Source organism: Agrobacterium sp. NPDC058088 (assembly GCF_042885035.1).
GTDB lineage: Bacteria > Pseudomonadota > Alphaproteobacteria > Rhizobiales > Rhizobiaceae > Agrobacterium.
Genome location: NZ_JBHVSU010000002.1, coordinates 220324 through 246685, shown reverse-complemented (window position 1 = coordinate 246685; position 26362 = coordinate 220324). Strand labels below are relative to the sequence as shown.

26 protein-coding genes are annotated in these 26362 nt (G+C 60.8%); 11 read left to right on the top strand and 15 right to left on the bottom strand.

Annotated elements, in window-relative coordinates:
- Positions 1–25: 25 nt before the first annotated feature.
- Positions 26–1372 (bottom strand): TldD/PmbA family protein, encoded by a 1347-nt coding sequence (locus ACFVTJ_RS06435; RefSeq protein WP_386905667.1) that lies wholly within the window; start codon positions 1370–1372, stop codon positions 26–28.
- Between the two features lie 116 nt (positions 1373–1488).
- Between ACFVTJ_RS06435 and ACFVTJ_RS06430 the strand changes: the two genes are divergently transcribed.
- On the top strand, positions 1489–3318 hold the full coding sequence (locus ACFVTJ_RS06430; protein ID WP_386905666.1) for a monovalent cation:proton antiporter-2 (CPA2) family protein: 1830 nt from the start codon (positions 1489–1491) through the stop codon (positions 3316–3318).
- 97 nt (positions 3319–3415) lie between these two features.
- On the opposite strand, the gene ACFVTJ_RS06425 is transcribed toward ACFVTJ_RS06430, so the two are convergent.
- The 3 genes from ACFVTJ_RS06425 to ACFVTJ_RS06415 all read right to left on the bottom strand — a co-directional run bounded on the left by ACFVTJ_RS06425 (position 3416) and on the right by ACFVTJ_RS06415 (position 6943).
- Positions 3416–4342 carry a patatin-like phospholipase family protein gene (locus tag ACFVTJ_RS06425; RefSeq protein WP_386905664.1) on the bottom strand — a complete coding sequence of 309 codons (927 nt, stop codon included), beginning with the start codon at positions 4340–4342 and terminating at the stop codon, positions 3416–3418.
- Between the two features lie 86 nt (positions 4343–4428).
- On the bottom strand, positions 4429–4986 hold the full coding sequence (gene rsmD / locus ACFVTJ_RS06420) for a 16S rRNA (guanine(966)-N(2))-methyltransferase RsmD (protein ID WP_386905662.1): 558 nt from the start codon (positions 4984–4986) through the stop codon (positions 4429–4431).
- Positions 4967–6943, bottom strand: a complete 1977-nt coding sequence (locus ACFVTJ_RS06415; protein ID WP_386905660.1) for a pseudouridine synthase — start codon at positions 6941–6943, stop codon at positions 4967–4969. Before ACFVTJ_RS06415 ends, rsmD begins: the two co-directional genes overlap by 20 nt.
- 71 nt (positions 6944–7014) lie before the next feature.
- Here ACFVTJ_RS06415 and ACFVTJ_RS06410 point away from each other — a divergent pair, with 71 nt between their 5' ends.
- Positions 7015–7473: a nucleoside deaminase gene (locus ACFVTJ_RS06410; RefSeq protein WP_386905658.1), complete on the top strand. Its 459-nt coding sequence runs from the start codon at positions 7015–7017 to the stop codon at positions 7471–7473.
- A gap of 52 nt (positions 7474–7525) precedes the next feature.
- Here the strand turns inward: ACFVTJ_RS06410 and ACFVTJ_RS06405 are convergent, their stop codons facing one another.
- The 4 genes from ACFVTJ_RS06405 to ACFVTJ_RS06390 all read right to left on the bottom strand — a co-directional run bounded on the left by ACFVTJ_RS06405 (position 7526) and on the right by ACFVTJ_RS06390 (position 13371).
- Complete coding sequence (locus ACFVTJ_RS06405; protein ID WP_386905656.1) at positions 7526–8164, bottom strand: hypothetical protein; 639 nt, start codon at positions 8162–8164, stop codon at positions 7526–7528.
- 142 nt (positions 8165–8306) lie between these two features.
- Positions 8307–11210, bottom strand: coding sequence for an isoleucine--tRNA ligase (gene ileS, locus ACFVTJ_RS06400; RefSeq protein WP_386905654.1), 2904 nt, complete (start codon positions 11208–11210; stop codon positions 8307–8309).
- A 287-nt stretch (positions 11211–11497) separates the two neighbouring features.
- The gene (locus ACFVTJ_RS06395) at positions 11498–12478 is read right to left on the bottom strand and encodes a bifunctional riboflavin kinase/FAD synthetase (RefSeq protein ID WP_386905652.1); all 981 of its coding nucleotides are present in this window, start codon (positions 12476–12478) and stop codon (positions 11498–11500) included.
- A 44-nt stretch (positions 12479–12522) separates the two neighbouring features.
- Positions 12523–13371, bottom strand: coding sequence for a TIGR01459 family HAD-type hydrolase (locus ACFVTJ_RS06390; protein ID WP_386905650.1), 849 nt, complete (start codon positions 13369–13371; stop codon positions 12523–12525).
- Between the two features lie 370 nt (positions 13372–13741).
- Between ACFVTJ_RS06390 and groES the strand changes: the two genes are divergently transcribed.
- The 4 genes from groES to ACFVTJ_RS06370 all read left to right on the top strand — a co-directional run bounded on the left by groES (position 13742) and on the right by ACFVTJ_RS06370 (position 17628).
- The gene (groES, locus tag ACFVTJ_RS06385) at positions 13742–14038 is read left to right on the top strand and encodes a co-chaperone GroES (RefSeq protein ID WP_003522946.1); all 297 of its coding nucleotides are present in this window, start codon (positions 13742–13744) and stop codon (positions 14036–14038) included.
- A gap of 73 nt (positions 14039–14111) precedes the next feature.
- The gene (gene groL, locus ACFVTJ_RS06380; protein ID WP_386905647.1) at positions 14112–15746 is read left to right on the top strand and encodes a chaperonin GroEL; all 1635 of its coding nucleotides are present in this window, start codon (positions 14112–14114) and stop codon (positions 15744–15746) included.
- 840 nt (positions 15747–16586) lie between these two features.
- Complete coding sequence (locus ACFVTJ_RS06375; protein ID WP_386905645.1) at positions 16587–17027, top strand: hypothetical protein; 441 nt, start codon at positions 16587–16589, stop codon at positions 17025–17027.
- A 154-nt stretch (positions 17028–17181) separates the two neighbouring features.
- The gene (locus ACFVTJ_RS06370) at positions 17182–17628 is read left to right on the top strand and encodes a DoxX family protein (protein ID WP_386905643.1); all 447 of its coding nucleotides are present in this window, start codon (positions 17182–17184) and stop codon (positions 17626–17628) included.
- Between the two features lie 63 nt (positions 17629–17691).
- Here ACFVTJ_RS06370 and hisG read toward each other — a convergent pair whose 3' ends face one another.
- From hisG to ACFVTJ_RS06355, 3 genes are read right to left on the bottom strand one after another with little or no spacing between them, the layout of a single operon-like run.
- Positions 17692–18384, bottom strand: a complete 693-nt coding sequence (gene hisG / locus ACFVTJ_RS06365; protein WP_386905641.1) for an ATP phosphoribosyltransferase — start codon at positions 18382–18384, stop codon at positions 17692–17694.
- The gene (locus ACFVTJ_RS06360) at positions 18381–19508 is read right to left on the bottom strand and encodes an ATP phosphoribosyltransferase regulatory subunit (protein WP_386905639.1); all 1128 of its coding nucleotides are present in this window, start codon (positions 19506–19508) and stop codon (positions 18381–18383) included. Before ACFVTJ_RS06360 ends, hisG begins: the two co-directional genes overlap by 4 nt.
- 16 nt (positions 19509–19524) lie before the next feature.
- Positions 19525–19893 (bottom strand): VOC family protein, encoded by a 369-nt coding sequence (locus ACFVTJ_RS06355; protein WP_386905637.1) that lies wholly within the window; start codon positions 19891–19893, stop codon positions 19525–19527.
- On the opposite strand from ACFVTJ_RS06355, the gene ACFVTJ_RS06350 reads away from it, so the two are divergent.
- Positions 19892–20074: a hypothetical protein gene (locus tag ACFVTJ_RS06350; protein ID WP_386905635.1), complete on the top strand. Its 183-nt coding sequence runs from the start codon at positions 19892–19894 to the stop codon at positions 20072–20074. The genes ACFVTJ_RS06355 and ACFVTJ_RS06350 overlap by 2 nt on opposite strands.
- 85 nt (positions 20075–20159) lie before the next feature.
- On the opposite strand, the gene hisS is transcribed toward ACFVTJ_RS06350, so the two are convergent.
- Positions 20160–21680, bottom strand: coding sequence for a histidine--tRNA ligase (gene hisS, locus ACFVTJ_RS06345; RefSeq protein ID WP_386905633.1), 1521 nt, complete (start codon positions 21678–21680; stop codon positions 20160–20162).
- Between the two features lie 235 nt (positions 21681–21915).
- On the opposite strand from hisS, the gene ACFVTJ_RS06340 reads away from it, so the two are divergent.
- Genes ACFVTJ_RS06340 through ACFVTJ_RS06330 form a run of 3 tightly spaced genes read left to right on the top strand, consistent with a single transcriptional unit; the run spans position 21916 to position 23167 of the window.
- Complete coding sequence (locus ACFVTJ_RS06340; RefSeq protein WP_386905631.1) at positions 21916–22143, top strand: DUF6290 family protein; 228 nt, start codon at positions 21916–21918, stop codon at positions 22141–22143.
- Complete coding sequence (locus ACFVTJ_RS06335; protein ID WP_386905629.1) at positions 22127–22396, top strand: type II toxin-antitoxin system RelE/ParE family toxin; 270 nt, start codon at positions 22127–22129, stop codon at positions 22394–22396. The genes ACFVTJ_RS06340 and ACFVTJ_RS06335 overlap by 17 nt, the downstream gene beginning before the upstream one ends.
- A 6-nt stretch (positions 22397–22402) precedes the next feature.
- On the top strand, positions 22403–23167 hold the full coding sequence (locus ACFVTJ_RS06330) for a hypothetical protein (protein WP_386905627.1): 765 nt from the start codon (positions 22403–22405) through the stop codon (positions 23165–23167).
- Positions 23168–23192: 25 nt separating this feature from the next.
- Here ACFVTJ_RS06330 and ACFVTJ_RS06325 read toward each other — a convergent pair whose 3' ends face one another.
- Complete coding sequence (locus ACFVTJ_RS06325; RefSeq protein WP_386905625.1) at positions 23193–24110, bottom strand: LysR substrate-binding domain-containing protein; 918 nt, start codon at positions 24108–24110, stop codon at positions 23193–23195.
- 81 nt (positions 24111–24191) lie between these two features.
- On the opposite strand from ACFVTJ_RS06325, the gene ACFVTJ_RS06320 reads away from it, so the two are divergent.
- The gene (locus ACFVTJ_RS06320; RefSeq protein WP_386905623.1) at positions 24192–25235 is read left to right on the top strand and encodes a YeiH family protein; all 1044 of its coding nucleotides are present in this window, start codon (positions 24192–24194) and stop codon (positions 25233–25235) included.
- Positions 25236–25260: 25 nt separating this feature from the next.
- Here ACFVTJ_RS06320 and ACFVTJ_RS06315 read toward each other — a convergent pair whose 3' ends face one another.
- The gene (locus ACFVTJ_RS06315; protein ID WP_386905621.1) at positions 25261–25704 is read right to left on the bottom strand and encodes a hypothetical protein; all 444 of its coding nucleotides are present in this window, start codon (positions 25702–25704) and stop codon (positions 25261–25263) included.
- Entirely contained in the window at positions 25701–26330 is a 630-nt protein-coding gene (locus ACFVTJ_RS06310; protein WP_386905619.1) for a DNA-3-methyladenine glycosylase I, read from the bottom strand. Before ACFVTJ_RS06310 ends, ACFVTJ_RS06315 begins: the two co-directional genes overlap by 4 nt.
- Between the last annotated feature and the right edge of the window lie 32 nt (positions 26331–26362).

The window sequence follows — 26362 nt, the reverse complement described above, 5'->3', positions numbered from 1 at the left end:
GCGCGAAAACAACCCGCAGGCTGCCTCACTTGCCAGCGATCGTCATGCCTTCGATGGCGAGCGTCGGTGCGGCGACACCATATTTGCGGTCGATATCATTGGCCGGCGTCACCCGCATGAACATGTCCTTCAGGTTGGACGCGATGGTGACTTCGGACACGGGGAAGGATTTTTCGCCGTTCTCGATCCAGAAACCGCTGGCGCCACAGCTATACTCACCTGTCAGCATGTTCGCGCCATGGCCAATCAGTTCGGTGACGTAAAAACCGGTTCCGACCTGCGCCAGCAACTCTTCCGGCGACAGATCGCCCGGCTCCAGCGCCAGATTGGTGGAGGCCGGCGAGACCGAGGTGCCGCCGCGCACGCCGCGGCCATTGGTTTCAAGGCCGAGTTCCCGCGCCGCCGAGGTGGAGAGGAACCAATGTTTCAAAACACCGTCCTCGATCATCGTCATCTTCTCACCGCGAACACCTTCGCCGTCGAACGGGCGGGAGGACGGGCCGCGCACGATCTGGGGATCGTCGGTGAGATGAAGACCCTTTTTCAAAACCTGCTGGCCCATCTTGTCGCGCAGGAAGCTGGTCTTGCGGGCAACCGAAGCGCCGTTGATGGCGCCGGCAATGGCGCCGACGAAACCGCGGGCGATACGGGGATCAAACACGACAGTGATGTTGCTGCCCGTATCGACCTGGCGCGGACCGACACGGCGCACGACTTTTTCCCCGGCGCGGCGGCCGATCTCTTCGGCGGCATCAAGATCGGCATAATAAAGGCGGCTGTCGAAATCGTAGTCACGCTCCATCTTCGTGCCTTCGCCAGCGATGACGCTGACGGAGCGGCCGAAGCGGCTTCCCATATAGCTGCCGGAAAAACCGTGGGAGGTGACCAGCACGAGTCCGCCCATGCCGCTCGACGCGCCGGCACCCGAGGAATTGCTGACGCCCTTGACCGCCAGCGCCGCTTCTTCCGAGGCAAGCGCCGCTTCCCGCAGCTGATCGGCAGAGACTTCAGTCGCATCGAAAAGCTGAAGGTCGTCATAGGACGTGGCCAGCCGTTCCCTGTCCGCCAGGCAGGCAAAGGGGTCTTCCGGCGAGACCTTCGCCATCGCGACGGCCCGTTCGGCCAGCGTCTTGAGATCGAAGCCCGGATTGGCCGAAACGCTCGCCACCCGACGGCCGACGAGGACGCGCAGGGAAAAATCATCGCTTTCGGAGGATTCGGTGCTTTCCACCTTGCCAAGCCGCACCCCGACCGATTGCGAGCGGGAGCGGACGACAACGGCATCCGCCTCATCCGCACCCGCAGCACGGGCAAGATCGACAAGTTCGCTGGCGCGATCGAGAAGTTTGGAAGAATCTATTTCTGAGGACATGAGTTGGCCTTTCATTCCTGTTCCATTTATTGTGCCAGCAACCCCGCATCAAGGGCGAAACGCCGCTTTCTCTATCCGAGCGGCTCCATCGCCACCCTATTCGAAAGTTCGCCCGCATGACCGAGCACGACGCTCTCTTTTCCGAACCATTGCTGCTTCTGGCCGGCGCGGTCATCGCGGCCTCGGTTTTCCGCAAGCTGGGGCTGGGCACCGTGCTCGGTTATCTCGTCGCCGGCATCGTTATCGGCCCGTTCCTGCATCTGGTCACGGATGCGAAGGACATCTTCAATGTCTCGGAACTCGGGGTCGTTTTCCTGCTCTTCATCATCGGCCTTGAATTGAAACCCACGCGCATCTGGCAGATGCGGCGCGACATTTTGGGCCTCGGGCTGGCGCAGGTGCTGGTGACGGGCAGCGCGCTGGCGGCAATTGCCTGGTGGGCGGGGCTGATCGACTGGCGGGGAAGCGTGGTTGCAGGTTTCGGCCTTGCGCTTTCCTCTACCGCCTTTGCGCTGCAGATCCTCGAAGACGACGGCGACATGAATACGCGGCACGGCAACCGCTCCTTTTCTATCCTGCTGTTTCAGGATCTGGCCATCGTGCCGCTTCTGGCCCTCGTTACCATTCTTTCCAACCGGCCGGACGTGGCGTCGGATTCAATGGTCTACGATCTCGTCGCCTCCATCGTCGCGGTGGCGGGCATGGTGCTGGCCGGCCGTTATCTTCTCACCCCGATGTTCCAGATCATCGCCCGCACGGGCGCGCGCGAAGTGATGATCGCGGCAGCCCTTTTTGTCGTCATCGGCGCGGCCGCCATCATGGAGTTGGTGGGCCTGTCGATGGGCATGGGTGCGCTGCTGGCGGGGCTGATGCTGTCTGAATCCTCGTACCGGCACGAGCTGGAGGCCGATATCGAGCCGTTTCGCGGCCTGTTTCTGGCGCTGTTCTTCATGGCTGTCGGCATGTCGCTGCATGTCAACATCGTCTACGAGCACATCGTCCTGATCCTGATCGCCGTGCCTGTCATGATGGCGGTGAAGGCGGCACTGATCTATGGCCTCTGCCGCATTGCCGGCTCGTCGCGTTATGCATCAAGCCGCATCGCGCTGCTTCTGGCGCAGGGCGGCGAATTCGGTTTTGTGCTTTTCACAACGGCTGCCGCCTCCGGCCTGTTTCCGCAGGCAACGGCCTCGATCCTCGTCGCCGTCGTCACGCTCTCCATGGCGCTGACACCGGTCCTGGCAGTGATTTCGCGGCGTCTGACGGCGGAGGATGCAGAGGAAGACAAGCTCGAAGAGGATTTCGACGGGGCAGGTGCGGATGTGCTGATGATCGGCTTTTCCCGTTTCGGCCAGATCGCCTCGCAGATTCTCCTGGCCGGCGGGCGCGACGTGACCGTCATCGACAGTTCCGCCGACCGCGTTCGTCAGGCCGCCCGTTTTGGCTTCCGCATCTTTTTCGGCGATGGCACCCGCAAGGACGTGCTGATCGCCGCCGGCATCGAACGGGCCGATCTGGTTGCGGTCTGCACCCACAAGAAGGAAGTCACCGACCGTATCATCGACATGATCCAGTCGGAATTTCCAAGCGTGCGCATCTATGCACGCTCCTATGATCGCATTCATTCCATCGATCTCAGGAAAAAGGGCGTGGAATATGAAATCCGCGAGACGCTGGAATCCGGTCTGCTATTCGGCAGGCGCATTCTTGAGGGGCTGGATATGGATGGCGAAAGGGCGCTCGCCATCTCCGACGACATTCGCGAACGTGATGAACAGCGGCTTGAGCTTCAGGCCGTCGAGGGCCTCGCCGCCGGCCGGCAGATGCTGCACAACAAGCCGGTTCGCGAGGTGAAGCCGGAACCGCTGATGAGGCCGAAGAACAAGGCGGAAAAGCGGGAGGAGGAAGAGGATATGGAAGACAGTGAGACGGAAGTTTCGGTGTGACTTTTGTGGCGCTATTTGGAAGCACGCCCCTTGCCCCCGCCGGGTAGACAAGCCAGTGGCACCCGCTCGTTCCTGGCGAATACTCGGGGATTGCTGCTTAGGCTTCGACACCCTGCCCGCGATGAAATAGCTCCACCTGCATTTCAATCTGCCGTTTCAGATCATCCTTGATGCCGGACGACGCGTTCAACACCTCTTCCGACTTCAAGAAATCCAGCACGCCGAAACGGTGCACCGGCGGGCGCAGGAAGATGTGCGGCGGGCGCAGCCTGAGTTTCAGCGCAATCGCCGCCTGCATCATCAGCTGGCTGGCGCCGAACAGGCTATCCAGCCGGTTCGGCATGGTGGTGCCGTCACCTTCCGGGCCGCCGACGACATCGACCCCGATGACGATATCGGCATGGTCCAGCAGGTGTTCATAAGGGACAGGATTGAAGATACCGCCATCGATCATGATACGGCCATCGATACGGACAGGCATGAACAGCGCCGGGATGGCAGCGGATGCGGCCAGCGCCTGGATGATCTCGCCACTTTCCACCACCACTTCGGTCTGGGCGTAATAATCTGTCGTGATCACCTTCAGCGGGATGGCAAACTGCGAAAAATCCTTCGGCAGGGCCTGCGGCAGCAGGGCATGAAGGATGAGTTCGAGATTGAACTGGCCGAGGCGAAAACCGTGGGCCGCATGGCGCATCGATGCCGGGCCGAGGCTCCAGAGCCGGTTGGCCACGGAGCCCTTCCGACCCATGAGTTCAAGCGTATATTCGCGGATTTCGCGGCCCGACATGCCCGCTGCCATGCCCGCCCCGATGATGGAACCGATAGAGGATCCCGAAAGCATCACCGGCCGGATACCAAGTTCATCCAGTGCCTCGATGATATTGATGTGGCAGATACCGCGGGCGCCGCCACCGCCGAGCGCCAGCCCGAATGTCGGCTCATGGCCGCTCCCGCCGCCACCCTTGAGGATTTCCTCCCCGGCGCGGACGGTCGTGACGCTCTCGTTGCCAGCCTGCTCCATGCGAAACACCCAAAAAGATTACCACGGTAAAGGCTCTGCCTATTGGGCAAACAAGACAAGACCGTGGCGCGACGGGAAAGTCCCCGTCAGGGCTCGTAGCGGTAGAAATGCATCTTCGTGTCGCCGAAAATCCGGCTTTCAAGCGGCTTGAACACCGGCTCGACCGTGACCGTCACGTCGCCGCGCTCTTCCAGGATGGCGAGCGCGCCGGGGTTCAGCCAGCCGCCGCCATGGGCTGCCGCAAACGCCTTCTCGCCATGGCCATGGCCATAGGGCGGATCGGCGAAGAGAAGATCGAAGGGCTCGATGTTGTTGACGCCGCCGAGCTTGGTGGCATCACGCCGCAGGATGCGGGCGCGACCGTGCAGGCCGAGCGCATCGATATTTTCCCACAGCAGCCCCCTGCCCTCGACGCCGTTTTCAACGAAGAGCGCCACCCGACAGCCGCGCGACAGAGCTTCAAGCCCCACCGCGCCGGTTCCGGCAAAAACATCCAGAACGCGCGTACCGTCAAGACTTTCCGGATAGGCGTGGCTCAGGATGTTAAAGAGGCTTTCCCGCGTCCTGTCGATGGTCGGACGAATGGAATTCGATTTCGGCGCGGCCAAAGTCCGGCCGCGGAACTCACCGCCTACGATCCGCATTACGTGTCATTCCCCTGCCACCGGAAGGTTTGCCACCCGGGCCCTTACCGCCCGGCTTGCCGCCACCGGGACCACCGGGGCCTTTGCTCTTGCCTGTGAAACCCGAACGTTCGCCGCGCTCGCCCGACTTTGCGAAGGACGGCTTGCCGAAACCGGGTTTGCCACCCGGTTTGCCGCCACGGGGCTTGTCACCTGCCGGGCGCTCGCTGCGTGGCCGATCACCGTCTTCGCGGGGTCTGTCGCGGAACGGACGGTCGCCAGCGGGTCTTTCGCCACGGGCGGTACGATCGCCGAAACTCTTTTCACCGCGGGGACGATCGCTGCGCGGGCGGTCGCCGTCTTCGCGGGGCCGATCACGGAACGGGCGGTCGCCAAAGGGTTTTTCACCGCGTGCAGGGCGATCACCGAAGCTCTTTGCGCCGCGTGCGGGACGCTCGCCACGGGGGCGGTCGCCGTCTTCACGCGGGCGATCCCGGAAAGGCCGGTCGCCGGAGGGCCGGTCACCAAAAGACTTGCCGCCGCGACCACCGCGATCGCCAAAGCTCTTTTCGCCACGGGCCGGGCGCTCGCCGCGGCCATGACCACGATCGTCCTCACGAACAGGCTCCGAGCGGATCCACTCACCCTCGTCATCGGCATGGCGCACGACGCTGCGACGGGCTTCGTCCTGGGCGGACGGCTTCTTGAACAGGCTTTCGGCTTCGGCGCGGGCAGACGACTTGCGTTCCTTGCCATCGCGGGTGGGCTTTGCACCGGGCGCCATCCAGACATTGGCGGTGCGGCTCGTGCCGGCGGGCTGGCGGGGGCGACGATCATCGCCCTCTTCGTCATTGCGGCCCTTGCCGCCGAATTTTCCGGCAGGCTTGGAACCGAACTTACCGGCAGGTTTGTCGCCGCGCTTGGTGTCGAGACGGCCGAGCGCCTTCTCACGGCGATCTTCCGGCTTGCCGGCCGCCTTTTCAAACCGCGGCCTGCCTTCCGGCGCGTCGCTTTTTGCCCATTCGGACTTGGCGCGCTTGGCCGGGGCCTCTTCCTCGTCGTCGACAGATGTATTGTAGATCGGCGCGTCGAAATTGGCGCCGGCCTCTTCGATCAGGCGTGGGCCGAGCTGGTCACGCAGCATGCGGCCGCGTACTTCCAGCACCTTGCCTTCGGGCAGATCACCCAGCTGGAACGGACCATAGGAAATACGGATCAGGCGGTTGACCTCGAGACCAAGAGCGCCGAGCACGTTCTTGATTTCGCGGTTCTTGCCCTCGCGCAGACCCATGGTGATCCAGACATTGTGGCCCTGGGTGCGGTCGAGCGTCGCGTCGATCGCGCCGTAAAGCACGCCGTCGACGGCGATGCCGTCCTTGAGCTTGTCGAGTGCCGCCTGATCGACCTCGCCATGGGCGCGCACGCGGTAACGGCGCAGCCAGCCGGTGGTCGGCAGTTCGAGTACGCGGGAAAGGCCGCCATCATTGGTGAGCAGCAGCAGGCCTTCGGTGTTGATATCGAGACGGCCGATGGAGAGCACGCGCGGCAATTCACCCGGCAGATTGTCGAACACGGTCGGGCGGCCTTCCGGGTCGGAATTGGTCGTCACCAGACCGGCGGGCTTGTGATAAAGCCACAGGCGCGTGCGTTCGGCGCCACGGATAGGCATTCCGTCCACTTCGATCTTGTCCGAGAGCGTGGCGTTGACCACTGGCGTGTCCAGCAAGACGCCGTTCAACGACACGCGGCCTTCCATGATCATGCGCTCGACATCGCGGCGCGAGGCGACGCCTGCGCGCGCCATGATCTTGGAAATGCGCTCGGGCTTGGAAGCACCTACGGTTTCCGGCGCCGGGGCGGCCTTTGCCTCGGCTGGTTTCTTCTCGCGTTCCGCGGCGGGCTTGCCAGGGCCTTTCGGCTTCTTGTCGCGGCTAAATGTCTTGCCGCCATCACGCTTCGGCTTGTCTTTAAAAGTCATTTGCTGTTTGCCTGTTGTTTGGGCTGTCCTATCAGGTCCAAGCACAAGGGTTAAGAGGAAATTGAAACGCAATGGCCGAAAGGACGCATTTCATGGAGCTGGCGCTGGCGGAAGCCCGTGCCGCGGGTGAGCGGCAGGAGGTTCCGATCGGCGCCGTACTGGTTCTGGAAGGCCGCGTCATCGCCAAATCCGGCAACCGCACCCGTGAATTGAACGATGTGACGGCGCACGCCGAAATCGCCGTGATCCGCATGGCCTGCGAGGCGCTGGGGCAGGAACGCCTGCCCGGCGCCGATCTTTACGTTACGCTGGAGCCCTGCACCATGTGCGCGGCGGCGATTTCATTCGCACGCATCCGTCGCCTTTATTACGGCGCACAGGACCCGAAGGGCGGCGCGGTGGAGAGTGGCGTGCGCTTCTTCAGCCAGCCGACCTGCCACCACGCGCCGGATGTCTATTCGGGGCTGGCGGAAAGCGAAAGTGCTGAAATTCTGCGGACATTCTTTCGCGAGAAACGTCTCGACGACTAAGCGGCCGGCGGGAGGTGCAATCTTTCCCGCAGACCATCAGCCATTCATTTTATCAGAAGGGGTTCCACCAGGGTTTGCCGGTGTTGGCCATAGCCGCTTCTTTCTTGCGGCGCTTTTCCTTCTTCTGTTCCGGCTCGCCGAGATCGGTCAGCTGATCCTGCGGAACGCTGCGATATTCAGCCGGCGGATCGGTCAGGAACTTGCGCTGGGCGTTGACGACGGAACCACCCTGTGCTTCGGCCTTGGCCTTGCGGAATGCTTCCCACTTCTGGCTTTCGGTCATCTGACCGGCAGTACCGTTGCCTGCGAGCAGCGGCGAGCGGTAATGCGGGTTGTTCTTGTTGGCATCCGCCTCGTCGCGCAGACGTTCGCGGGTTTCTTCCGGCGATTCGACCCATTGCGGGTTGTTTTCGCGGTTGGCCATGTTCTGCTGCGGCGTGGTCAGCTGTTCGGCGCGGGCCTGGGCGGGAACGACGAGACCGGGGCGCGGGCCATATTTCAGGTTGCGCTTGCTCTGGTCACCGGTGATCGAGGTCGCGTTGCCGAGGTCGTCGACAAGCTGTTCGGCCGCCGTCTTGCCCGTACCGTAGGTTGGGCTGGTGCAGGCGCCCAGCAGCACGCCCATCGTCGTGACGCCAACAACCGTGCGAAACATGCCCAAACCCTGCGCATTACCCTGCATCGTCTTCATCGAAACCCTTCCAGCCGTCCGTCCCACTTCGCCAGACATCGTCTTTCGGCAGGCGGCAGCCCGCATTGCCGTGCAAATCCGGCCATTTTCAGGCAGGTGTACCGGATGAAGAGGCAAAGCGCAATTCATCCGGTCATTTTCGTTACGAGAGTGCCGCAAGCTCACGCAGGGCCGCCGCATCGCGGGCCGAGACGTCGGGATAATCCGGATCGGACCCGACATCGGTGGTGATGCGCCACGAACGCGCGCATTTTTCACCTTCCGCGAGCTTCTGCTCGACCACGACCTTCGGCACTTCCGGCAGGCGGAAACCGTCGGCAGGGCCTTCGTCACCCACAACCGTGATGGCCGAGGTGATGCAGATTTCGGCGAAGTCCTGATCCTTCAGCGCGGCCAGCAGATCGGCGTCGGCGATGTGGACGACAGGTGCGGCCTCCAGCGAGGAGCCGATGCGCTTTTCACGGCGCTCGACTTCAAGCGCGCCCGTGACGACAGTGCGGACCTTGCGGATTTTCTCCCACTTCGCTTCCAGCGCATCATTCTTCCAGTTCGCCGGGATTTCCGGGAACTGGGCGAGATGCACCGACTCCGAATCCGGGTAGCGCGACAGCCAGGCTTCTTCCGTGGTGAAGGGCAGCATGGGGGCAAGCCACGTCACCAGGCAATCGAACAGCTTCGCGATGACCGACAGGGCCGCGCGGCGCTTCAGCGACGACGGCGCGTCGCAATACAACGTGTCCTTGCGGACGTCGAAATAGAAGGCCGAAAGCTCGACATTGGCAAAGTCGATCAGCGCGCGGGTGATCTTCTTGAACTCGAAGCCGTCATAACCGTCGCGAACAACGCCATCCAGTTCGGACAGACGGTGCAGCACCAGCTTTTCGAGTTCCGGCAGATCGTCATAGGCGATCTCCTCGCCCTTGTAATGGGCGAGCGTGCCCAGCATCCAGCGGATGGTGTTGCGCAGCTTGCGATAGGCATCGACATTGGTCTGGATGATGGCCTTGCCGAGGCGCTGGTCTTCCCAGTAATCCGTGGTCATCACCCACAGGCGCAGGATATCGGCACCCGACTGACTCATGACTTCCTGCGGGGCGACCACGTTGCCGAGCGACTTCGACTGCTTGCGCCCCTGCTCGTCCATAGTGAAACCGTGGGTCACAACGGCATTGTAAGGCGCACGGCCACGCGTCGCGCAGCTTTCAAGCAGCGACGAATGGAACCAGCCGCGATGCTGGTCGGAGCCTTCGAGATAGACATCCGCCGGCCACTTCAGGTCCGGGCGGTCTTCCAGCGTGAAGGTGTGGGTGCAACCGCTGTCGAACCAGACGTCGAGGATGTCCATGACCTGCTGCCACCTGGCATGGTCGTGATCATTGCCGAGGAAGCGTTCCTTAGTGCCTTCGGCGAACCAGGCGTCAGCGCCTTCGGCCTCGAAGGCCTCGAGGATGCGGGCGTTGACGGCCTCGTCGACCAGAACCTCGCCCTTGTCGTCGGCGAAGACGGCGATCGGCACGCCCCAGCTGCGCTGGCGCGACAGAACCCAGTCCGGGCGGCCTTCGATCATGGCACGCAGGCGGTTCTGGCCGGAGGCCGGTACGAAGCGAGTCTGGTCGATAGCCGAAAGAGAACGCGAGCGCAGCGTCGTGCCGTCGCCCAGTTCCTTGTCCATATAGACGAACCATTGCGGCGTGTTGCGGAAGATCACCGGCTTCTTGGAGCGCCAGCTATGCGGATAGCTGTGCTTCAGACGGCCACGGGCAAACAGGTTGTTTTCCGCGATCAGCGCTTTGATGACGCGCTCATTGGCGTCGCCCTTCTTGCCGTTATCATCCATGACACGGGCAGCACCGCCTTCGGCCGACGGGCCGAAACCGGGGGCGTCTTCGGTGTAGAAACCGTCGTCGCCGACCGTGAACGGGATCTTGGAGGAGATACCACGCGCTTCCAGATCGCGCGCCTGCGCCATCCAAGCGTCAAAGTCTTCGCGACCATGGCCTGGAGCGGTATGCACAAAGCCGGTACCGGCATCGTCGGTGACGTGATCGCCATCGAGAACCGGAACAGGGAAGGTGTAACCCAGCGATGCCAGCGGGTGGGCGCAGGTGACAGCCGCGAGCTCTTCCGCCTTCACGTCGCGCAGGCGTGTAAATTCGAGCTTTGCCTTGGCAAAGCATTCCGCTGCCAGCTTGTCTGCGAAGACGAGTTTTTCGCCCGGCTGCGGGCCGAAATCATTCGCAGCCGCCGTGACCTCATAAAGGCCATAGGCGATGCGCGACGAAAACGAGATGGCGCGGTTGCCGGGAATCGTCCACGGCGTGGTCGTCCAGATGACGATGGAGGCGCCATTGAGCTCCGCAGAGCCTTCAACGACGGGGAACTTCACCCAGATCGTGTCGCTCTCGACGTCATGATATTCGACTTCCGCTTCCGCCAGCGCCGTGCGCTCGACAACCGACCACATGATCGGCTTGGAGCCACGATAAAGCTGGCCGCTCTTGGCGATCTTCAAAAGTTCGCCGGCGATGCGGGCTTCCGCGTGGAAGTTCATGGTCGTGTAGGGATTTTCGAAGTCGCCTTCGATGCCGAGGCGCTTGAACTCCTCCGACTGGACCTTGATCCAGCCGGCTGCGAACTCACGGCACTCCTGACGGAATTCGTTGACCGGAACCTCGTCCTTGTTCTTGCCCTTGGCGCGGTAGGCTTCCTCGATCTTCCATTCGATCGGCAAGCCGTGGCAATCCCATCCGGGCACGTAATTGGCGTCGTAACCGCGCATCTGGAACGAGCGGGTGATGACGTCCTTCAGGATTTTGTTCAGCGCATGGCCGATATGGATGTTGCCGTTGGCATAGGGCGGGCCGTCATGCAGAACGAATTTTTCGCGGCCGGCGGCCGAGGCGCGCAGCTTCTTGTAGAGACCCATTTCCTGCCAGCGCTTCACCGTTTCCGGTTCTTTCTGCGGCAGGCCGGCGCGCATCGGAAAATCCGTCTGCGGCAGATAGAGGGTGGTGGAGTAGTCCAGTTTTTCTGCGGTGTCGCTCATAATCGTACCGTTGTTGCGCGCCGTATCGGTCGCGCGATCTCAATTGCAAAGAGGGCAAATTCGGAAAGCGCCATGTCATTCCACATGTCATGAAAGCCACATGTGATGGAAGCGCCAAAATCCCGGACCTTCCGGCTCTCTCAGAGCGGGCGGAAGGCCGGGCCAATAATTCGGCCAATCTGAACTGCAAATTTCAACCGGTATTGGGACATGGACGGTTGTTTATGCGGTTTCCCGGCAAAAAGGAAGTGAAAAGCGACGGTGATGAGCCAGGCGGCAGCAGAGGGTCAGAATGCTATCTTCACATCCAGTTCGCTGAGCGGACGCACGCCCGAAAGCATCGCCCTCGCCTCCTCTTCATCGCGCTTGACCTGGGCAACCAGCGGATCGAGCCCATCGAACTTCAATTCATCGCGCAGGTGGCCGAAGAAGGAGACCGAGCAGACCTCGCCATAGAGATCGCCCGAAAAATCGAAAACGAATGTTTCGAGCAGGGGAGCGCCGTTGTCCGTGACCGTCGGGCGATAACCGAAGCTCGCCACGCCGTCGCGGATCGAGCCATCAGGCCGTCGGAAGCGGACGGCATAGATGCCCGCCTTCAGTTCCGTTTCCGGCGCCAGCGCCATGTTGGCGGTGGGGTAACCCAGCGTGCGGCCAAGCTTCTGGCCGCCGATGACTTCGCTTTCCACCGTGAAACGGTAACCTAGCAGGCCCGCGGCGCCCGCCACATCACCCTCGCACAGAAGCGCGCGTATCCGGCTGGAAGAGACGACATCCGCGCCCTCGTCGCGGAAGGCATCCACCAGCGTCACGTCAAATCCATGGCGTTTGCCGGCTTCCATCAGGAATGCCGGCCCGCCTTCGCGCCCCTTGCCGAAATGGAAATCGAAGCCCGTGACGACGGCGCTCGCATGCAGCCAGTCAATCAGAATGGACTGGACGAATTCCTCCGCCGAGCGTTGCGAGAACTCCCGGTCGAACGGGTATTCGATAACGGAGCGGAAACCGATGGCCTCGAGAATGCGCGCCTTCAATGGCGCAGGTGTGAGGCGGAAGACCGGCACATCGGGGCGGAAGACGGAACGGGGATGTGGCTCGAAAGTCAGTACCAGCGCGGGAACGCCACGCGCTTCGGCCAGTTCCAGCGCCCGGTCCAGAACAGCGCGGTGGCCGCGATGCACGCCATCGAAATTGCCTATCGCGATGACACCGCCGCGAAGGTTGTCCGGCAGCGGCTCCTTTTTTTCATTGCGATGAAAGACGGTCATGGCAGTCGATCCATTATTTTACGCCGGTTTAAGCCAGACGTTTCTCAGGCAAGGCGGGGCATCCACCAGCCGGGAGCAGCGCCCTGCCCTTTGAGATAGGCGTTCAGAAGCGCCTCGTCCGTCTGGCCATTCAGCGTATATTCGGCGGCGTGAATGCCGCCGCTGATATAAAGAAGGTTGAGGCCGCTCGCAATCGCGCCCTTCACATCAGTCGGCATGCCATCGCCAATGGCAAGCACGCGATCTTTCGGGAAATCGCCGCGCACTTCTTTCGCCGCGGCAAGGCAGGCTTCATAGATCGGCGCATGCGGTTTGCCGGCAATGCGGATTTCGCCGCCGAGCTGTTCGTAATAGGCCGCCATGGCGCCAGCGCAGGGAATGATGCGCTCGCCGCGCTCCACCACCAGATCAGGGTTGGCGCAGATCATCGGCGCGTTGCGGGAAATGAAGCCTTTCAGCATGTCGGTATAGTCTTCTGGCGTTTCCGTCTCGTCATCGAAGAAGCCGGTGCAGACAACGGATTCCGCTTCCGCCTCGCCAACAACCTCGACATCGAGGCCTTCTAGCAGCGGCATGTCACGCTCCGGCCCAAGCAGGAAGACTTTTTTAGGGCCTTCCGCAATCAGCCCGCGGGTCACGTCGCCAGAGGTGATGATGCGGTCATAGGCCTCGTCAGGCACGCCGAGAACGCGAAGCTGGGCGATGACGCCGGGGGCCGGGCGCGGCGAATTGGTGATGAGCACCACCGTCTTGCCAGCCTTGCGGGCTTCGTGCAGCGCAACCGCGGCATCCGGAAAGGCGCTGACGCCATTGTGCAGCACGCCCCATACATCCGAAAAAATAACGTCGAACCCATCAGTGATTTCGCCGAGGGTTTGAATGCGATGGGCCATGAGATGCTTTCCGGATGCGAGAAAAGGGTGTGCGTGACATGGCAAAGCAGGACGCCGATGGCAAGGAAAAAAGCGGTGCTGGGCCCGCCTTCCGCCCTCTGGCCACCATGCGAACATAAAACCCCTCTATGCGGGAACCAGCAGCCGTGCCGCCGGAAGAGCGATTTCGTCTCATTCAGAAGGCACCGGAAATTTCTGTCATGGAACGCTGATAACCATAAGCCGTGAAATTTTTCCAACGGCGCGTTCTTGACTCAAGCGGAACGCTTCCTTATCTCGGCTTCGCTGGCACTCAAACAAGAAGAGTGCTAACACCCATCACGCGAGCCTCTGAAAGGTTCGTGAAGTCATTTGATCGAGGGATTAGGCAATGACAAGCACCAATTTCCGCCCGCTTCATGATCGCGTCGTCGTTCGTCGCGTAGAATCCGAAGCCAAGACCAAGGGTGGCATCATCATTCCCGATACCGCCAAGGAAAAGCCGCAGGAAGGCGAAATCGTCGCCGTCGGTTCCGGCGCACGCGATGAGTCCGGCAAGGTCGTCGCTCTCGACGTCAAAGCTGGCGACCGCGTTCTGTTCGGCAAGTGGTCGGGCACCGAAGTCAAGCTCAACGGCGAAGACCTTCTGATCATGAAGGAAGCCGACATCATGGGCATTATCGGCTGATTTCGGCCAACCCATCCTTCCTTAAATTTCAAGCCGGACCCGTTCCGGCCATTCGAAACCAGGAGTTTTGAACATGGCAGCCAAAGAAGTAAAATTCGGCCGCACAGCACGCGAAAAGATGCTCAAGGGCGTCGATATCCTCGCTGATGCAGTGAAGGTAACCCTCGGCCCGAAGGGTCGTAACGTTGTTATCGACAAGTCCTTCGGCGCACCGCGCATCACCAAGGACGGCGTTTCCGTCGCCAAGGAAATCGAACTGGAAGACAAGTTCGAGAACATGGGCGCACAGCTCGTTCGCGAAGTTGCCTCCAAGACCAACGACATCGCCGGTGACGGCACCACCACCGCCACCGTTCTGGCCCAGGCCATCGTTCGCGAAGGTTCCAAGGCAGTTGCTGCCGGCATGAACCCGATGGACCTGAAGCGCGGTATCGATCTGGCCGTTGCTGAAGTCGTCAAGGACCTTCAGGCCAAGGCCAAGAAGATCAACACGTCTGAAGAAGTTGCGCAGGTCGGCACGATCTCTGCAAACGGCGAGCGTCAGATCGGTCTCGACATTGCTGAAGCAATGCAGAAGGTCGGCAACGAAGGCGTCATCACCGTTGAAGAAGCCAAGACCGCTGAAACCGAACTCGAAGTCGTTGAAGGCATGCAGTTCGACCGCGGCTACCTGTCGCCCTACTTCGTGACCAACCCTGAAAAGATGGTTGCGGACCTCGAAGACGCCTACATCCTTCTGCACGAAAAGAAGCTCTCGAACCTTCAGGCCATGCTGCCGGTTCTCGAAGCTGTCGTTCAGACCGGCAAGCCGCTCGTCATCATTGCTGAAGACGTTGAAGGCGAAGCTCTTGCAACGCTCGTCGTCAACAAGCTGCGTGGCGGCCTCAAGATCGCTGCCGTCAAGGCTCCTGGCTTCGGCGACCGCCGCAAGGCCATGCTGGAAGACATCGCCATCCTGACCGGTGGTACCGTCATTTCGGAAGACCTCGGCATCAAGCTCGAAAACGTTACCCTCGACATGCTCGGCAAGTCGAAGAAGGTTTCGATCTCCAAGGAAAACACCACGATCGTTGACGGCGCCGGCCAGAAGTCCGACATCGAAGGTCGTGTTGCCCAGATCAAGGCGCAGATCGAAGAAACCACCTCCGACTACGACCGCGAAAAGCTGCAGGAACGTCTTGCCAAGCTCGCTGGCGGCGTTGCTGTGATCCGCGTTGGCGGTTCGACGGAAGTTGAAGTGAAGGAAAAGAAGGACCGCATCGACGACGCTCTCAACGCGACGCGCGCTGCCGTTCAGGAAGGCATCGTGCCTGGTGGTGGCGTGGCTCTGCTGCGTTCGTCCACGAAGATCACCGCCAAGGGTGAAAACGACGATCAGGAAGCCGGTATCAACATCATCCGCCGCGCCCTGCAGGCTCTGGTTCGCCAGATTGCAGACAACGCAGGTGACGAAGCTTCCATCGTTGTTGGCAAGATCCTCGAGAAGAACGAAGACAACTACGGCTACAACGCCCAGACCGGCGAATATGGCGACCTGATCCAGCTCGGCATCGTCGACCCGGTCAAGGTTGTTCGCACGGCTCTGCAGAACGCGGCTTCGGTTGCTTCTCTGCTGATCACCACCGAAGCCATGATCGCCGAGCTTCCGAAGAAGGAAGCTGCAATGCCGGCAATGCCGGGCGGCGGCATGGGCGGCATGGACTTCTAATCAGTCCTGTCACCGGAATTAAGAAAGGGCGGTCTTCGGATCGCCCTTTTTCGTTGCCGCCCATGCCCTTTTAGTGGTCCGGCGTCGCAAGCGCGCCAGACGAGGCGTCACGGACTTCCAATCAGTCCTGTCACCGGAATTAAGAAAGGGCGGTCTTCGGATCGCCCTTTTTCGTTGCCCGCCCATGCCCTTTTAGTGGCCCGGCGTCGCAAGCGCGCCAGACGGGGCGGCACGGACTTCCAATCAGTCCTGTCACCAGAATTAAGAAAGGGCGGTCTTCGGATCGCCCTTTTTCGTTGCCGCCCATGCCCTTTTAGTGGTCCGGCGTCGCAAGCGCGCCAGACGAGGCGGCATGGACTTCTAATCAGTCCTGTCACCGGAATTAAGAAAGGGCGGTCTTCGGATCGCCCTTTTTTGTTGCCGCCCATGCCCTCCTCGCGGCCCTGCACCGAAACTCGCGCCCCAAATATTGTTTCTTTTTGGGACATTTATAATTTTACCCGGCCTGCGCCGGGGCAAACCATGCAATAGTGACATCACGACGGGCGAATCACAGCGCTACCAACGACCATTTTTCGTTTTTCCCTACTTATGTGTGCGCTATTTAGTTGTTATTTTTCATGTCTCTCGCGATTTTGAAGAAGAAATATATAATATTTTTGATTTTCTCCCCGAGCGGTTGTTGTCGGTAGTGAAAAATAAACTATAAGTCAGCCCCCGTAAGGGTTCCGCGACGGGACGGCGAGCATTGAAGGGGTTCGATGCTGGGCAAACACGTTCCACTGCGGTGGCGGTAAAGGTTAAACCGGGCAGTGTCGCTGGAAATGGTGACGCTGGCATGTGTTCAGACGGGGGCGCGATTTGTTTGAAATATCAAGACGCAAAGATGCTCTGCCGGCGGCGGTGACGACCGCACCCGATTCCCGCACCCTGTCCCATTTCTTCATTTCAGAGGAATGGAGCGGCGAACTTTCCAGCGGTGTCATCCGGCTTGGCGAACACACTTCATTCATGCACGGCCTGCCGCCGGGCGAATGCGGGCTGCTCAACCTTGTCCGCTGTTATGATCGCGGTGATCATGCCCGCGTGCTGGAACTTTTCGAAAAGGTTTCCGCCGAACCATCGCGGTTCTGTTTCTCGACAAGCGTCTCAATCTTGCCGGCAATGCGGCAACCCGTCATCTGCATGGGCGAATCGTCCGGTTTTGAAGATGGCCAGCAGGGGCGCATATCCGGGCTTTTCCTGTTTCCGCGCTTCGAAGATATTCGCTTCGCCGCGTAAGATCGCGGACCGCTGCCTTTCATCGTTCACGAAATGAAGACAATTTGTCTCCCGTTGTTCATCTTTATAGATGAGTGATTTTCGGCCATTGATATCTCCAGACATTGCCTCACAGCTCACCCGGCGACACGCCGATCACTTACCGGAGATTCCCATGTCCAGCAGCCAGAACGTTCTCGTTCTCATCGCCCGCATTCTGCTTTCCTTCATCTTCATCTATTCCGGCTTTGGCAAGCTTACCGACCCGAGCGGCACGGCCGGCATGATTGCCGGTGCCGGCATGCCCGCCGCGACCGCACTTGCCTACCTGGCTGGCCTCTTCGAACTGGTTGCCGGCCTTGCCATTCTCGCCGGTTTCCAGACGAAGATCGCTGCCTGGGCGCTCGCTGTCTTCTGCGTTTTCACCGGCCTGGTCTTCCACAGCGGCACGGTTGCCGTTCCCGGCTGGCCTGACCCGGCTCTCGGCTGGATCAACGCGCTGAACGGCATCATGCTGATGAAAAACATCACCCTGGCAGGCGCTTACATCCTGCTCGCCGCCTTCGGCGCAGGCGCCTATTCCGTCGATGCGAAGCGCGGTGTTGCTCTGGCCCACGCCTGATCGAATAGACCATCAACAAAAAAAGGCCGCCGGAGCGATCCGGCGGCTTTTTTTGTTTAGTTATCAGACCGCCGCTTTGATGCGCGATGCAATCTCGTACACCGCCGCATCACCTTCATGCTCCGGCTTGCGGGCGCGCACAAAACAGGCTTCCGAGCGGACGATGATACCATCCGAGAGGATTTTCAGATGGTTAGCCTTAAGAGTCGAGCCGGTGGAGGTGATATCGACGATGATATCGGCCTGCCCTGCCGCCGGCGCACCTTCGGTGGCCCCAAGGCTTTCGACGATGCGATAAAGCTGGATGCCGTGCTGGCGTGAAAAGAACTGCTGCGTCAGCCGCCAATATTTGGTGGCGATTGCCAGCCTTCGACCATGGCGGGCGCGGAATTCGGACGCCACGTCGCCCAGATCAGCCATGCTGTCCACATCGAGCCAGATTTCAGGCACGGCGACAACGACGTCGGCGTGACCGAAACCGAGGCGAGCGCAGAACTCCACCTGCGCATCGGCATTGGTCAGCCCCTCGCGCACGAGGTCCTCACCCGTCACGCCGAAATCCACGCTGCCCGCGCCGATCTCACGGGCGATCTCGGAGGCCGACAGATAGGCGATCTCGATATCGTCACGTCCTTCGATGCGACCGCGATAGGAGCGGTCGTTGCCGACGGCCGCAACCTTCAGCCCGGCGCGTTCCAGAACGGCGGAGGCATCTTCCTTCATCCGGCCCTTTGAGGGCAATGCGATGGTGATCATGGTTTGTCGCTCCCGCGCACCGCTTCGATGCGATCCAGCCAGAACGAAAAGCCCACGGCCGGGATTTTTTCCTGTGCGCCAAGCAGGGTCAGCAGCCGGTCGTAACGACCGCCGCCGGCCAGCACGCTGTCACCGCCCGCTTCCACCACCTCGAAGACGAGGCCGGTATAATAATCGAGCGGACGCCCGAAGGCGGCGCCATAGGTAACGGTTTCAAGATCGACACCGGCATTGGCAAGGGCTGCGACACGTTTGTCGAAGGCGGAAAGCGCACCGTCCAGCTTCAGCTTCGCCCTGGCAGCGAAATCGGCCAGCACCTGCGAGGCCTGCGGCAGAGGTGCCGTCAGTGCCAGAAATTGTTTGAGCAGCGCAAAGCTCTCATCCGGCAGGCGCGTGGCGGCAAGCGCCAGCTTCTCCCGCAGGCGGCGGGCGATTTCCTGCGGCGAGCGGCTGGCATTGGTGGAATAGCCGGTCTCCTGCATCACCGTATCGAGGTAATCGACCAGCACCGCCTCGTCACCCGTCGCCAGCAGGCCTGCGACCCGGGCGTCCAGACCCGTCATCGGCTTGGGATGCACAAGGCTTTCCAGCAGCGCGTCCAACTGCGCCATATCGCCAAAGGCCTGCACCAGCCGCTTCTGCCAGCCGAGCGGCAGGCCAAGGGCGGCAACCACCGCCTCGAATACCTGCTGGTCGCCCAGCGTGACGGCGAGCGCCCGGCCCGGCAGCAGGCGCTGCAGAATGCCGGTGGCGTCAACAACCGCACGGGCGTCGGCAGCGGCGATATCGGTATCACCGAGATCCTCGATACCGGCCTGATAAAACTCATTCGCGCCCTCACGGCGCTGGCGGAAGACTTCACCGAGATAGGCATAACGCTTCGGCGTGCCGGTCGCGGTCTCTATGTGGCGCAGGCAGACGGGGATGGTAAATTCGGGACGCAGGCAGAGGCTTGTCCCCGTCTCGCTCTCCGTCATGAAGATACGGCGGCGCAAATCCTCTCCGGCCATATCCAGAAAAGGTTCGGCGGGCTGGATGACGGGCGTATTCACGCGGCTGGTGCGGCGCGCAGCGAATTCTTCCAGTAGCTCTCCGGCAAATTCCGGCATGTCGATCAGGGGCATGGGACGGTACTTTTCGTCACGGTTTGAGCGGCTGCATCATTTCGATGCGGTTTCCGAAGGGATCATGGACATAGAACCGGTGATACCCTTCCAGCGGCTCATCCTCAACCACATGGCAGCCCGCTGTTTCAAGTGTTTTTCGCAAGGTTGCCAGATCATCGACCAGAAAGGCCGGATGGGCCTTGCGCGCCGGGTGGAAATCCTGCTCGACGCCGAGGTGCAGTTTTATCGGGCCGCAGCTGAACCAGCAGCCGCCGCGCGCGGCGAGATTGGCAGGTTTTACCTGCTCCGCAAAACCGAGCAGGCCGCCGTAAAACCGGCGCGCTTCTTCTTCGCGTCCCGCCGGCATTGCCAGCTGAACATGATCGAGCGCAAGGATCGCCATGGCTTCAGCCCTTTTCGGTGACGCGGCGCACTCTCTGGAAAATCTCACCACCTCTGTCGGGCACAAAAAACAACGCCCGCCTCGCCGCGAGATACCCCCCTCTGCCCTGCCGGGCATCTCCCCCACAAGGGGGGAGATCGATATGCGGCGCGATCGCGCCCATCTCGATGTCTGCAATTGAAGTGGTGTTAGCGCCTCCTGCCGATCTCCCTCCTTGTGGGGGAGATGCCCGGCAGGGCAGAGGGGGGTAAGCCACGCGCGCCACGTTACTTGCCTTCCGCCCGCCGTACATCCTCTGCCTGATGCTCCAGAATCTCGCGGACTTTCGCCACCAGCTCGGCTTCCGGCACGCTGGCCTGCGCCACACGCGCCTCGCGCCAGCTGGCATTGTCCTCGATTTCGCCGGAAAGGCGCTTGCCTTCGATCAAATCCTTGATCTGCACCACGCCTTCCGCACGCTCGTCACCGCCCTGAATGATGGCAATGGGGGAGCCGAGGCGGTCGGCATATTTAAGCTGGTTGCCGAATTTCTTCCAGTTGCCCTGATACATTTCAGCGCGGATGCCTTCGGCCCGCAGCGCCTGGGTGAAGCGCTGGTAACGGCCCATGCTCTCCACATCGCCATCCATGACGGTGATGAGAACGGGTGCAAGCGGCTTCACCTGGCCGAGCTTGCCGAGGTTCTTGAGCGCCGTCATCAGGCGCGAAACGCCGATGGAGAAGCCCGTGGCCGGAACCGGCTGGCCCATGAAGCGCGACACGAGGCCGTCGTAACGCCCGCCGCCGCCGACGGAGCCGAACACGACCTTTTCGCCCTTTTCATTGGTGACATCGAAGGTCAACTCGGCCTCGTAAACCGGACCGGTATAGTATTCGAGGCCGCGAACGACCGAGGGGTCGATCTTGATGCGATCAGCATCGTAACCGGCACTGGTGACCAGAGCGCCGATGATGTTCAGTTCATCAACGCCTTCCTCGCCTTTCGAGGTGCCTGCGACCAGTTTTGCAAGATCATCGGCGCTTGCCGCATAATCCTTGATGCCGACGAAAAACAGGACCTTTTCGATCTGCTCGTCACCGAGACCGGCACCCTTGGTGAAGTCACCGGATTCGTCCTTGCGGCCGGGGCCGAGCAGCAACTTCACACCCTCAGGGCCGAACTTGTCGAGCTTGTCGATGGCGCGCAGCACGTTCAGACGACGACCCGCGTTTTCCTCGCCGCCGAGACCGATGGCTTCCATGACGCCATCGAGCACCTTGCGGTTATTGACTCGGATGACGTAATCGCCGCGCTTGATGCCGAGCGCTTCCAGCGTATCTGACATCATCATGCACATTTCTGCATCCGCCTGCACGCCGGCTGCGCCCACCGTATCGGCATCGAACTGCATGAACTGCCGGAAGCGGCCGGGGCCGGGCTTTTCATTGCGGAAGACATAACCGGCGCGATAGGTGCGGTATGGCAGCTGGATTTCGTTGAAATTTTCCGCGACATGGCGGGCGAGCGGTGCGGTCAGATCGTAGCGCAGGCTCATCCACTGGTCGTCGTCATCCTGCAGCGAAAACACGCCTTCGTTTGGGCGGTCGCTATCGGGCAGGAACTTGCCGAGCGCATCGGTATATTCGAACAGTGGGGTTTCCACCGGATCGAAACCGTAAAGCTCATAGACCCTGCGGATCTTGTCGATCATCTCATTGGTGGCATGGATATCGGCAGCCGAGCGGTCCACGAAGCCACGCGGCAGGCGGGCTTTCAGTTTCTGAGGCTTTTTTGCTTTTTCGCTCATGATGCCGATCCGATATTTTCCTGAAATTATGCCGGTTTTAAAGCGCGCCGCGCTTTAAATTCTGTTTTTACGCATGTCTTTATCCCAAAACCGCTGCGCACTTTTGGGAGACATGCTTTAGAGGATGAAGCCCTGTGCGGCAAGCCGCAAAGGCTCCGGTTTTACTGGTACCGCGGGGCAAGTGATGCTATATGGGATGCATGTATCCCGTTTTAGTCGGAAAGGGCTTAAAGCGATGAGCAAACAGACGGCCATCCGCCTGCCAGATGACACCTATGAGCGGCTGAAGGCGCTTTCCGAGCGCACCGGACGCACATCCGCCTATTACATTCGCGAGGCGATCGAGAAACATATCGAGGATATGGAAGATCTTTATCTTGCGGAAGAGGCGACGCGGCGCATCCAGCGCGGTGAATCAAAGATTATAAGCGCCGAGGAGTTCTGGCGTGATCTGGACAATTGAATATGATGTTCTTGTCCAGAAAGAGATGCGGAAAATCGATCCACAGATACGTCAGCGTATCCGCGCTTTTCTTCAAGAGAGGGTAGCGGCGCTCGCCAATCCCCGCCAGACTGGCGCCGCTCTGCAAGGCTCCGAGCTTGGAAATTTCTGGCGTTACCGGGTGGGCGATTATCGCATCATCTGCGATATACAGGATCACAAGCTTGTCGTGCTGGTGGTCGAAATCGGCCATCGCCGTGAAATTTACCGTTAGGCATTCATGATCCTCGAAGCCCTGCAATATGCCGCGACACGCGCGGTCACGCCGAAAGAATTCCGGCCGCATATCCGCTATTCCGTCAATCTCTGGGCACGCGCCAACCGCTGCGCCGCCGCGTGGGCGGAGCATGAAAACAACAGCCGGCAATTCGTGCTGCAAGCGGCGAGAAAGCTGAAACAGAGGCGGACGGCCGTGGTGCTGGGGTCCGGCCTGTTGCGGGATGTGCCCTATGATGCGCTGGTGGCGATGTTCGATACCGTCGTTCTGGTCGATCTGGTGCATCTTGCCAGCGTGCAGGCGAAGCTGCGTTTCAATGCCAAGAAAAACGTTCGCATCGCCAATCGCGATCTTTCCGGCTTCGATGATCTCATCGTCGGTCGGCCGGCGGAACCGCTCGATTTCCTGCGGCGCGTGCCCTATCTCGATTTCGTCGTCTCGGCCAACCTCGTGTCGCAGATCGGCACTGGGGCGCAGCACCGGTTGGACCGAGAGAAAATTGCGAACGCGCCTGATGATCTTCTGCCAAGGCTCATTCATACGCATCTCGATGCGCTGGCCGGCCTACCCTGCAAGGTCTGTCTGGTGACGGACACCGCCTTCGACGTCATCGGCAAGGATGGCAGCCTGCGGCAACAGGAAGACCTGATGTATAGCGTCGACACTGGCTCGCCTGCGGCCGCATGGGACTGGCCGCTTGCACCCTTGGGCGAAGAAAGCAGGGATTATCGCATCCTGCATCATGTCATCGCGCGGGAAATGACGTAATAGTCACGCGTCTTGCGTCTGCTGCCTACAACCCCGCAAGCCCCGCCTTATAATCCTCTGATGCCGCACGGCTGAGACGCTCCAGCTCCATCGCGGCGCGGCTGGTGTGGCGCTCCTTGTGGCGCAGCAAAGCGAAATTGCGGGCGGGCAGATCGATGCCGGAACGCACCAGCAAACCCTGTCGCAGGAATAGAGACGCCACCGAGGCTGAAACTGCCGTCGCAGCCCCGCCGGAACGCGCCGCCATCACCACCGCCTCGTTGGATGGCAGTTCCAGCATGACGGACAGCTCACCCGGATCCACCCCCATCTGCCGCACCGCCGCCTCGAAGGCGGAGCGGGTGCCGGAGCCCTGTTCGCGCAGGACCCAGGAGGTGCCGTAAAGCATGTCGAGCGCGGTGAGATAACGGCCATCGGCAAAGGGATGGGCCGAACCGGTGACGACCAGGAGTTTGTCGGACACGACCGGCTGCACCATCAATGCCGGCTCATCGATCCTGCCTTCGATGAAACCGACCTCTGCCAGACCGTCCAGCACCGCCTGTGTCACCGTTTTCGTATTACCGATATCGAGCCTCAGCGTGACGCCCGGATAAAGTTTCTTGAACTGCATCAGGATCGGTGGCAGCCAGTAGCTGGCAATGGTCTGACTGGCGCAGACGGTTATTTCCCCACGCGTCAGCCCGCCCATCTCAGAGAGAATCAATTCGGCATTGCGGACACGCGCCAGCGTCGCCTTGGCCTCGCCCAGAAAGGCCCGGCCGCTTTCGGTCAGCTCGATGTTTCGGCCGACGCGATGGAAGAGCTCTACATTATAAAAGGCTTCGAGATTCTTGATGGCGGAACTGACCGCGGAAGCCGTCAGGCCGATGGCTTCGGCCGCACGTGTCAGATGTTCCCGTTCGGCGACGGCAATGAAGATACGGAGTTGTTCGAAGGTCATGGCGTTTCGTTCGATTTTATCGAATGATATATGCCATATTATTTGATAGAATAAAACAGGCGGCTGCGGCATTTTCAGCACATGGCACATCATCGCACCCTCGCTCATCCCCTTCAGTTTTCGCTCCGCTGGCTTACCCCGCTTCTGCCGGGCATTCTCATCTGCGCGGCGGTCAGCTGCGCCGCCATTCTGGCGGAGCGTTTTCAGGTGCGGCTTGCGGGCCACGCATGGCTTGGCGATCTCGTACTTGCCATTCTGATCGGTACGCTGCTGCGTTCCCTGGTGTCGCTGCCTTCTGTCGCTGCGGCGGGTATAAAGTTCAGCGCCAAAACCCTGCTTGAGATCGCGGTGGCACTTCTCGGCGCATCCCTGAGCCTTTCCATCCTCAAGGGAGCCGGCGGCCTGCTGATCGGCGGCATCGCACTGATCGTGGCACTGTCGCTGGTCGTCAGCTATGCCGCCGGCCGAATGCTGGGATTGCCGCCCAAGCTTGCGACGCTGATTGCCTGTGGCAATTCCATCTGCGGCAACTCCGCCATAGCAGCTGCGGCGCCCGCCATCGGCGCCAAGCCGGAAGACGTCGCCGCTTCGATTGCTTTCACCGCGGTTCTTGGCGTCGCTGCCGTACTTTTGATGCCGTTCCTGCCACAGCTCCTCGGCCTCGATGCCACCCAATACGGCATCTTCGCCGGTCTTACCGTTTATGCCGTGCCGCAGGTTCTGGCCGCGACCGCGCCGCTTGGAGCCGTTGCCGTGCAGACGGGCACCATCGTCAAACTCATCCGCGTGCTGATGCTGGGCCCAGTCATCGCCACACTCTCCGTCATCCATGGCCAGTCTGACAAGGGACGTCTGAAGCTGCAGCAGATGGTTCCGTGGTTTATTGTCGGCTTCATTCTGATGATCATGGCGCGGTCCTTCGGCGTCATTCCCGAAGCGCTGCTTTCCCCTGTCGCCTCGCTCTCCAATATCCTCACCATCATGTCGATGGCGGCTCTGGGACTGTCGGTCGATATTCGCAGCCTTCGTCATGCCGGCGGCAAGGTCATCCTGGCCGCCAGCCTGTCACTCGTGCTGCTGGGTGTTCTGAGCTTCGGCCTGATCATGCTGACGCAGACGGCCTGATGCGTCTGGGTCTTGCTCCCGAGCTTTATTTGCCGGTGCTGACTGTCAATATGTAATGCGCGCCAAGCCCCCGGCGCGGCGAGCCCAGGATAAGCGTCGGGCGGATCAGCCATTCCGTATCCGCCTTTGGCGTCAGGGTCGCCGTCTTCCCTTCGGCATCGCTGAAGAAGATCGCGTCCTCGTCCGGCGTCGAAAAATCGAAGACGGCCATCAGGACAAATTCGCTTGACGCGGCAAGTTCGATCTTCACCGTCTGTCCCGCCTTCACTTTCAGGCGATAGACATCGCCGCGCCCGCGCCGCGTCCAGCCATCCAGCTTCAGCGGGCCCGCCGGCGGCAGGGCCACCTCCTTCAGCCTTTCACCGTCATCGAGCCAGATGCCATCGACATTGCGGCTTTCCGCGAAGGATGGATGCGGCATGGCGGCCACAGTCATGGTGAGAGCCAGAAGAAGGGAGGTTACCTTCATGGACGTACAAACTCCCGCCGCAGTGCCTCTATCGGCTGGCGGCAATGGCAGCCTTCGATATGATCGTTGACCATACCCATGGCCTGCATGAATGCATAGACGGTCGTCGGGCCGACGAAGGTCCAGCCCCGCTTCTTCAAATCCTTGGACAGGCGGATGGAGGCGGCGCTGGTGGGGTTGGCCCTTAACGTCGCATAGTCCAGCCTTTGCGGCCTTTCTGCGGCGGCAGGTTCGAAACCCCAGAAATAACGCGCAAGCGAACCGAATTCATCGCGCAGCGCCATGGCGCGGCGGGCATTGTTGATGGTGGAAACAATCTTGCCGCGGTGACGGATGATACCCTTGTCGGCAAGGCAGCGCTCAATATCGGCTTCGTCGAACTCCGCGACTTTTTCGAATTCGAAATTGGCAAAGGCAAGCCGAAACGCCTCACGCTTGCGAAGGACGGTGAGCCAGGAAAGCCCGGACTGGAAACCTTCCAGACAAATCTTCTCGAACAGGCGGCGATCGTCAGTCACGGGATAACCCCATTCCTCGTCGTGATACCGGCTGTAATCCGAAAGCCCCTGCTGCCAGAAACACCGCACCCGGCCATCCGCACCGGTTTCAAGTCCCGCTTCACTCATTCCGCAACAACCCTTTTCCGCTCCCACCCGTA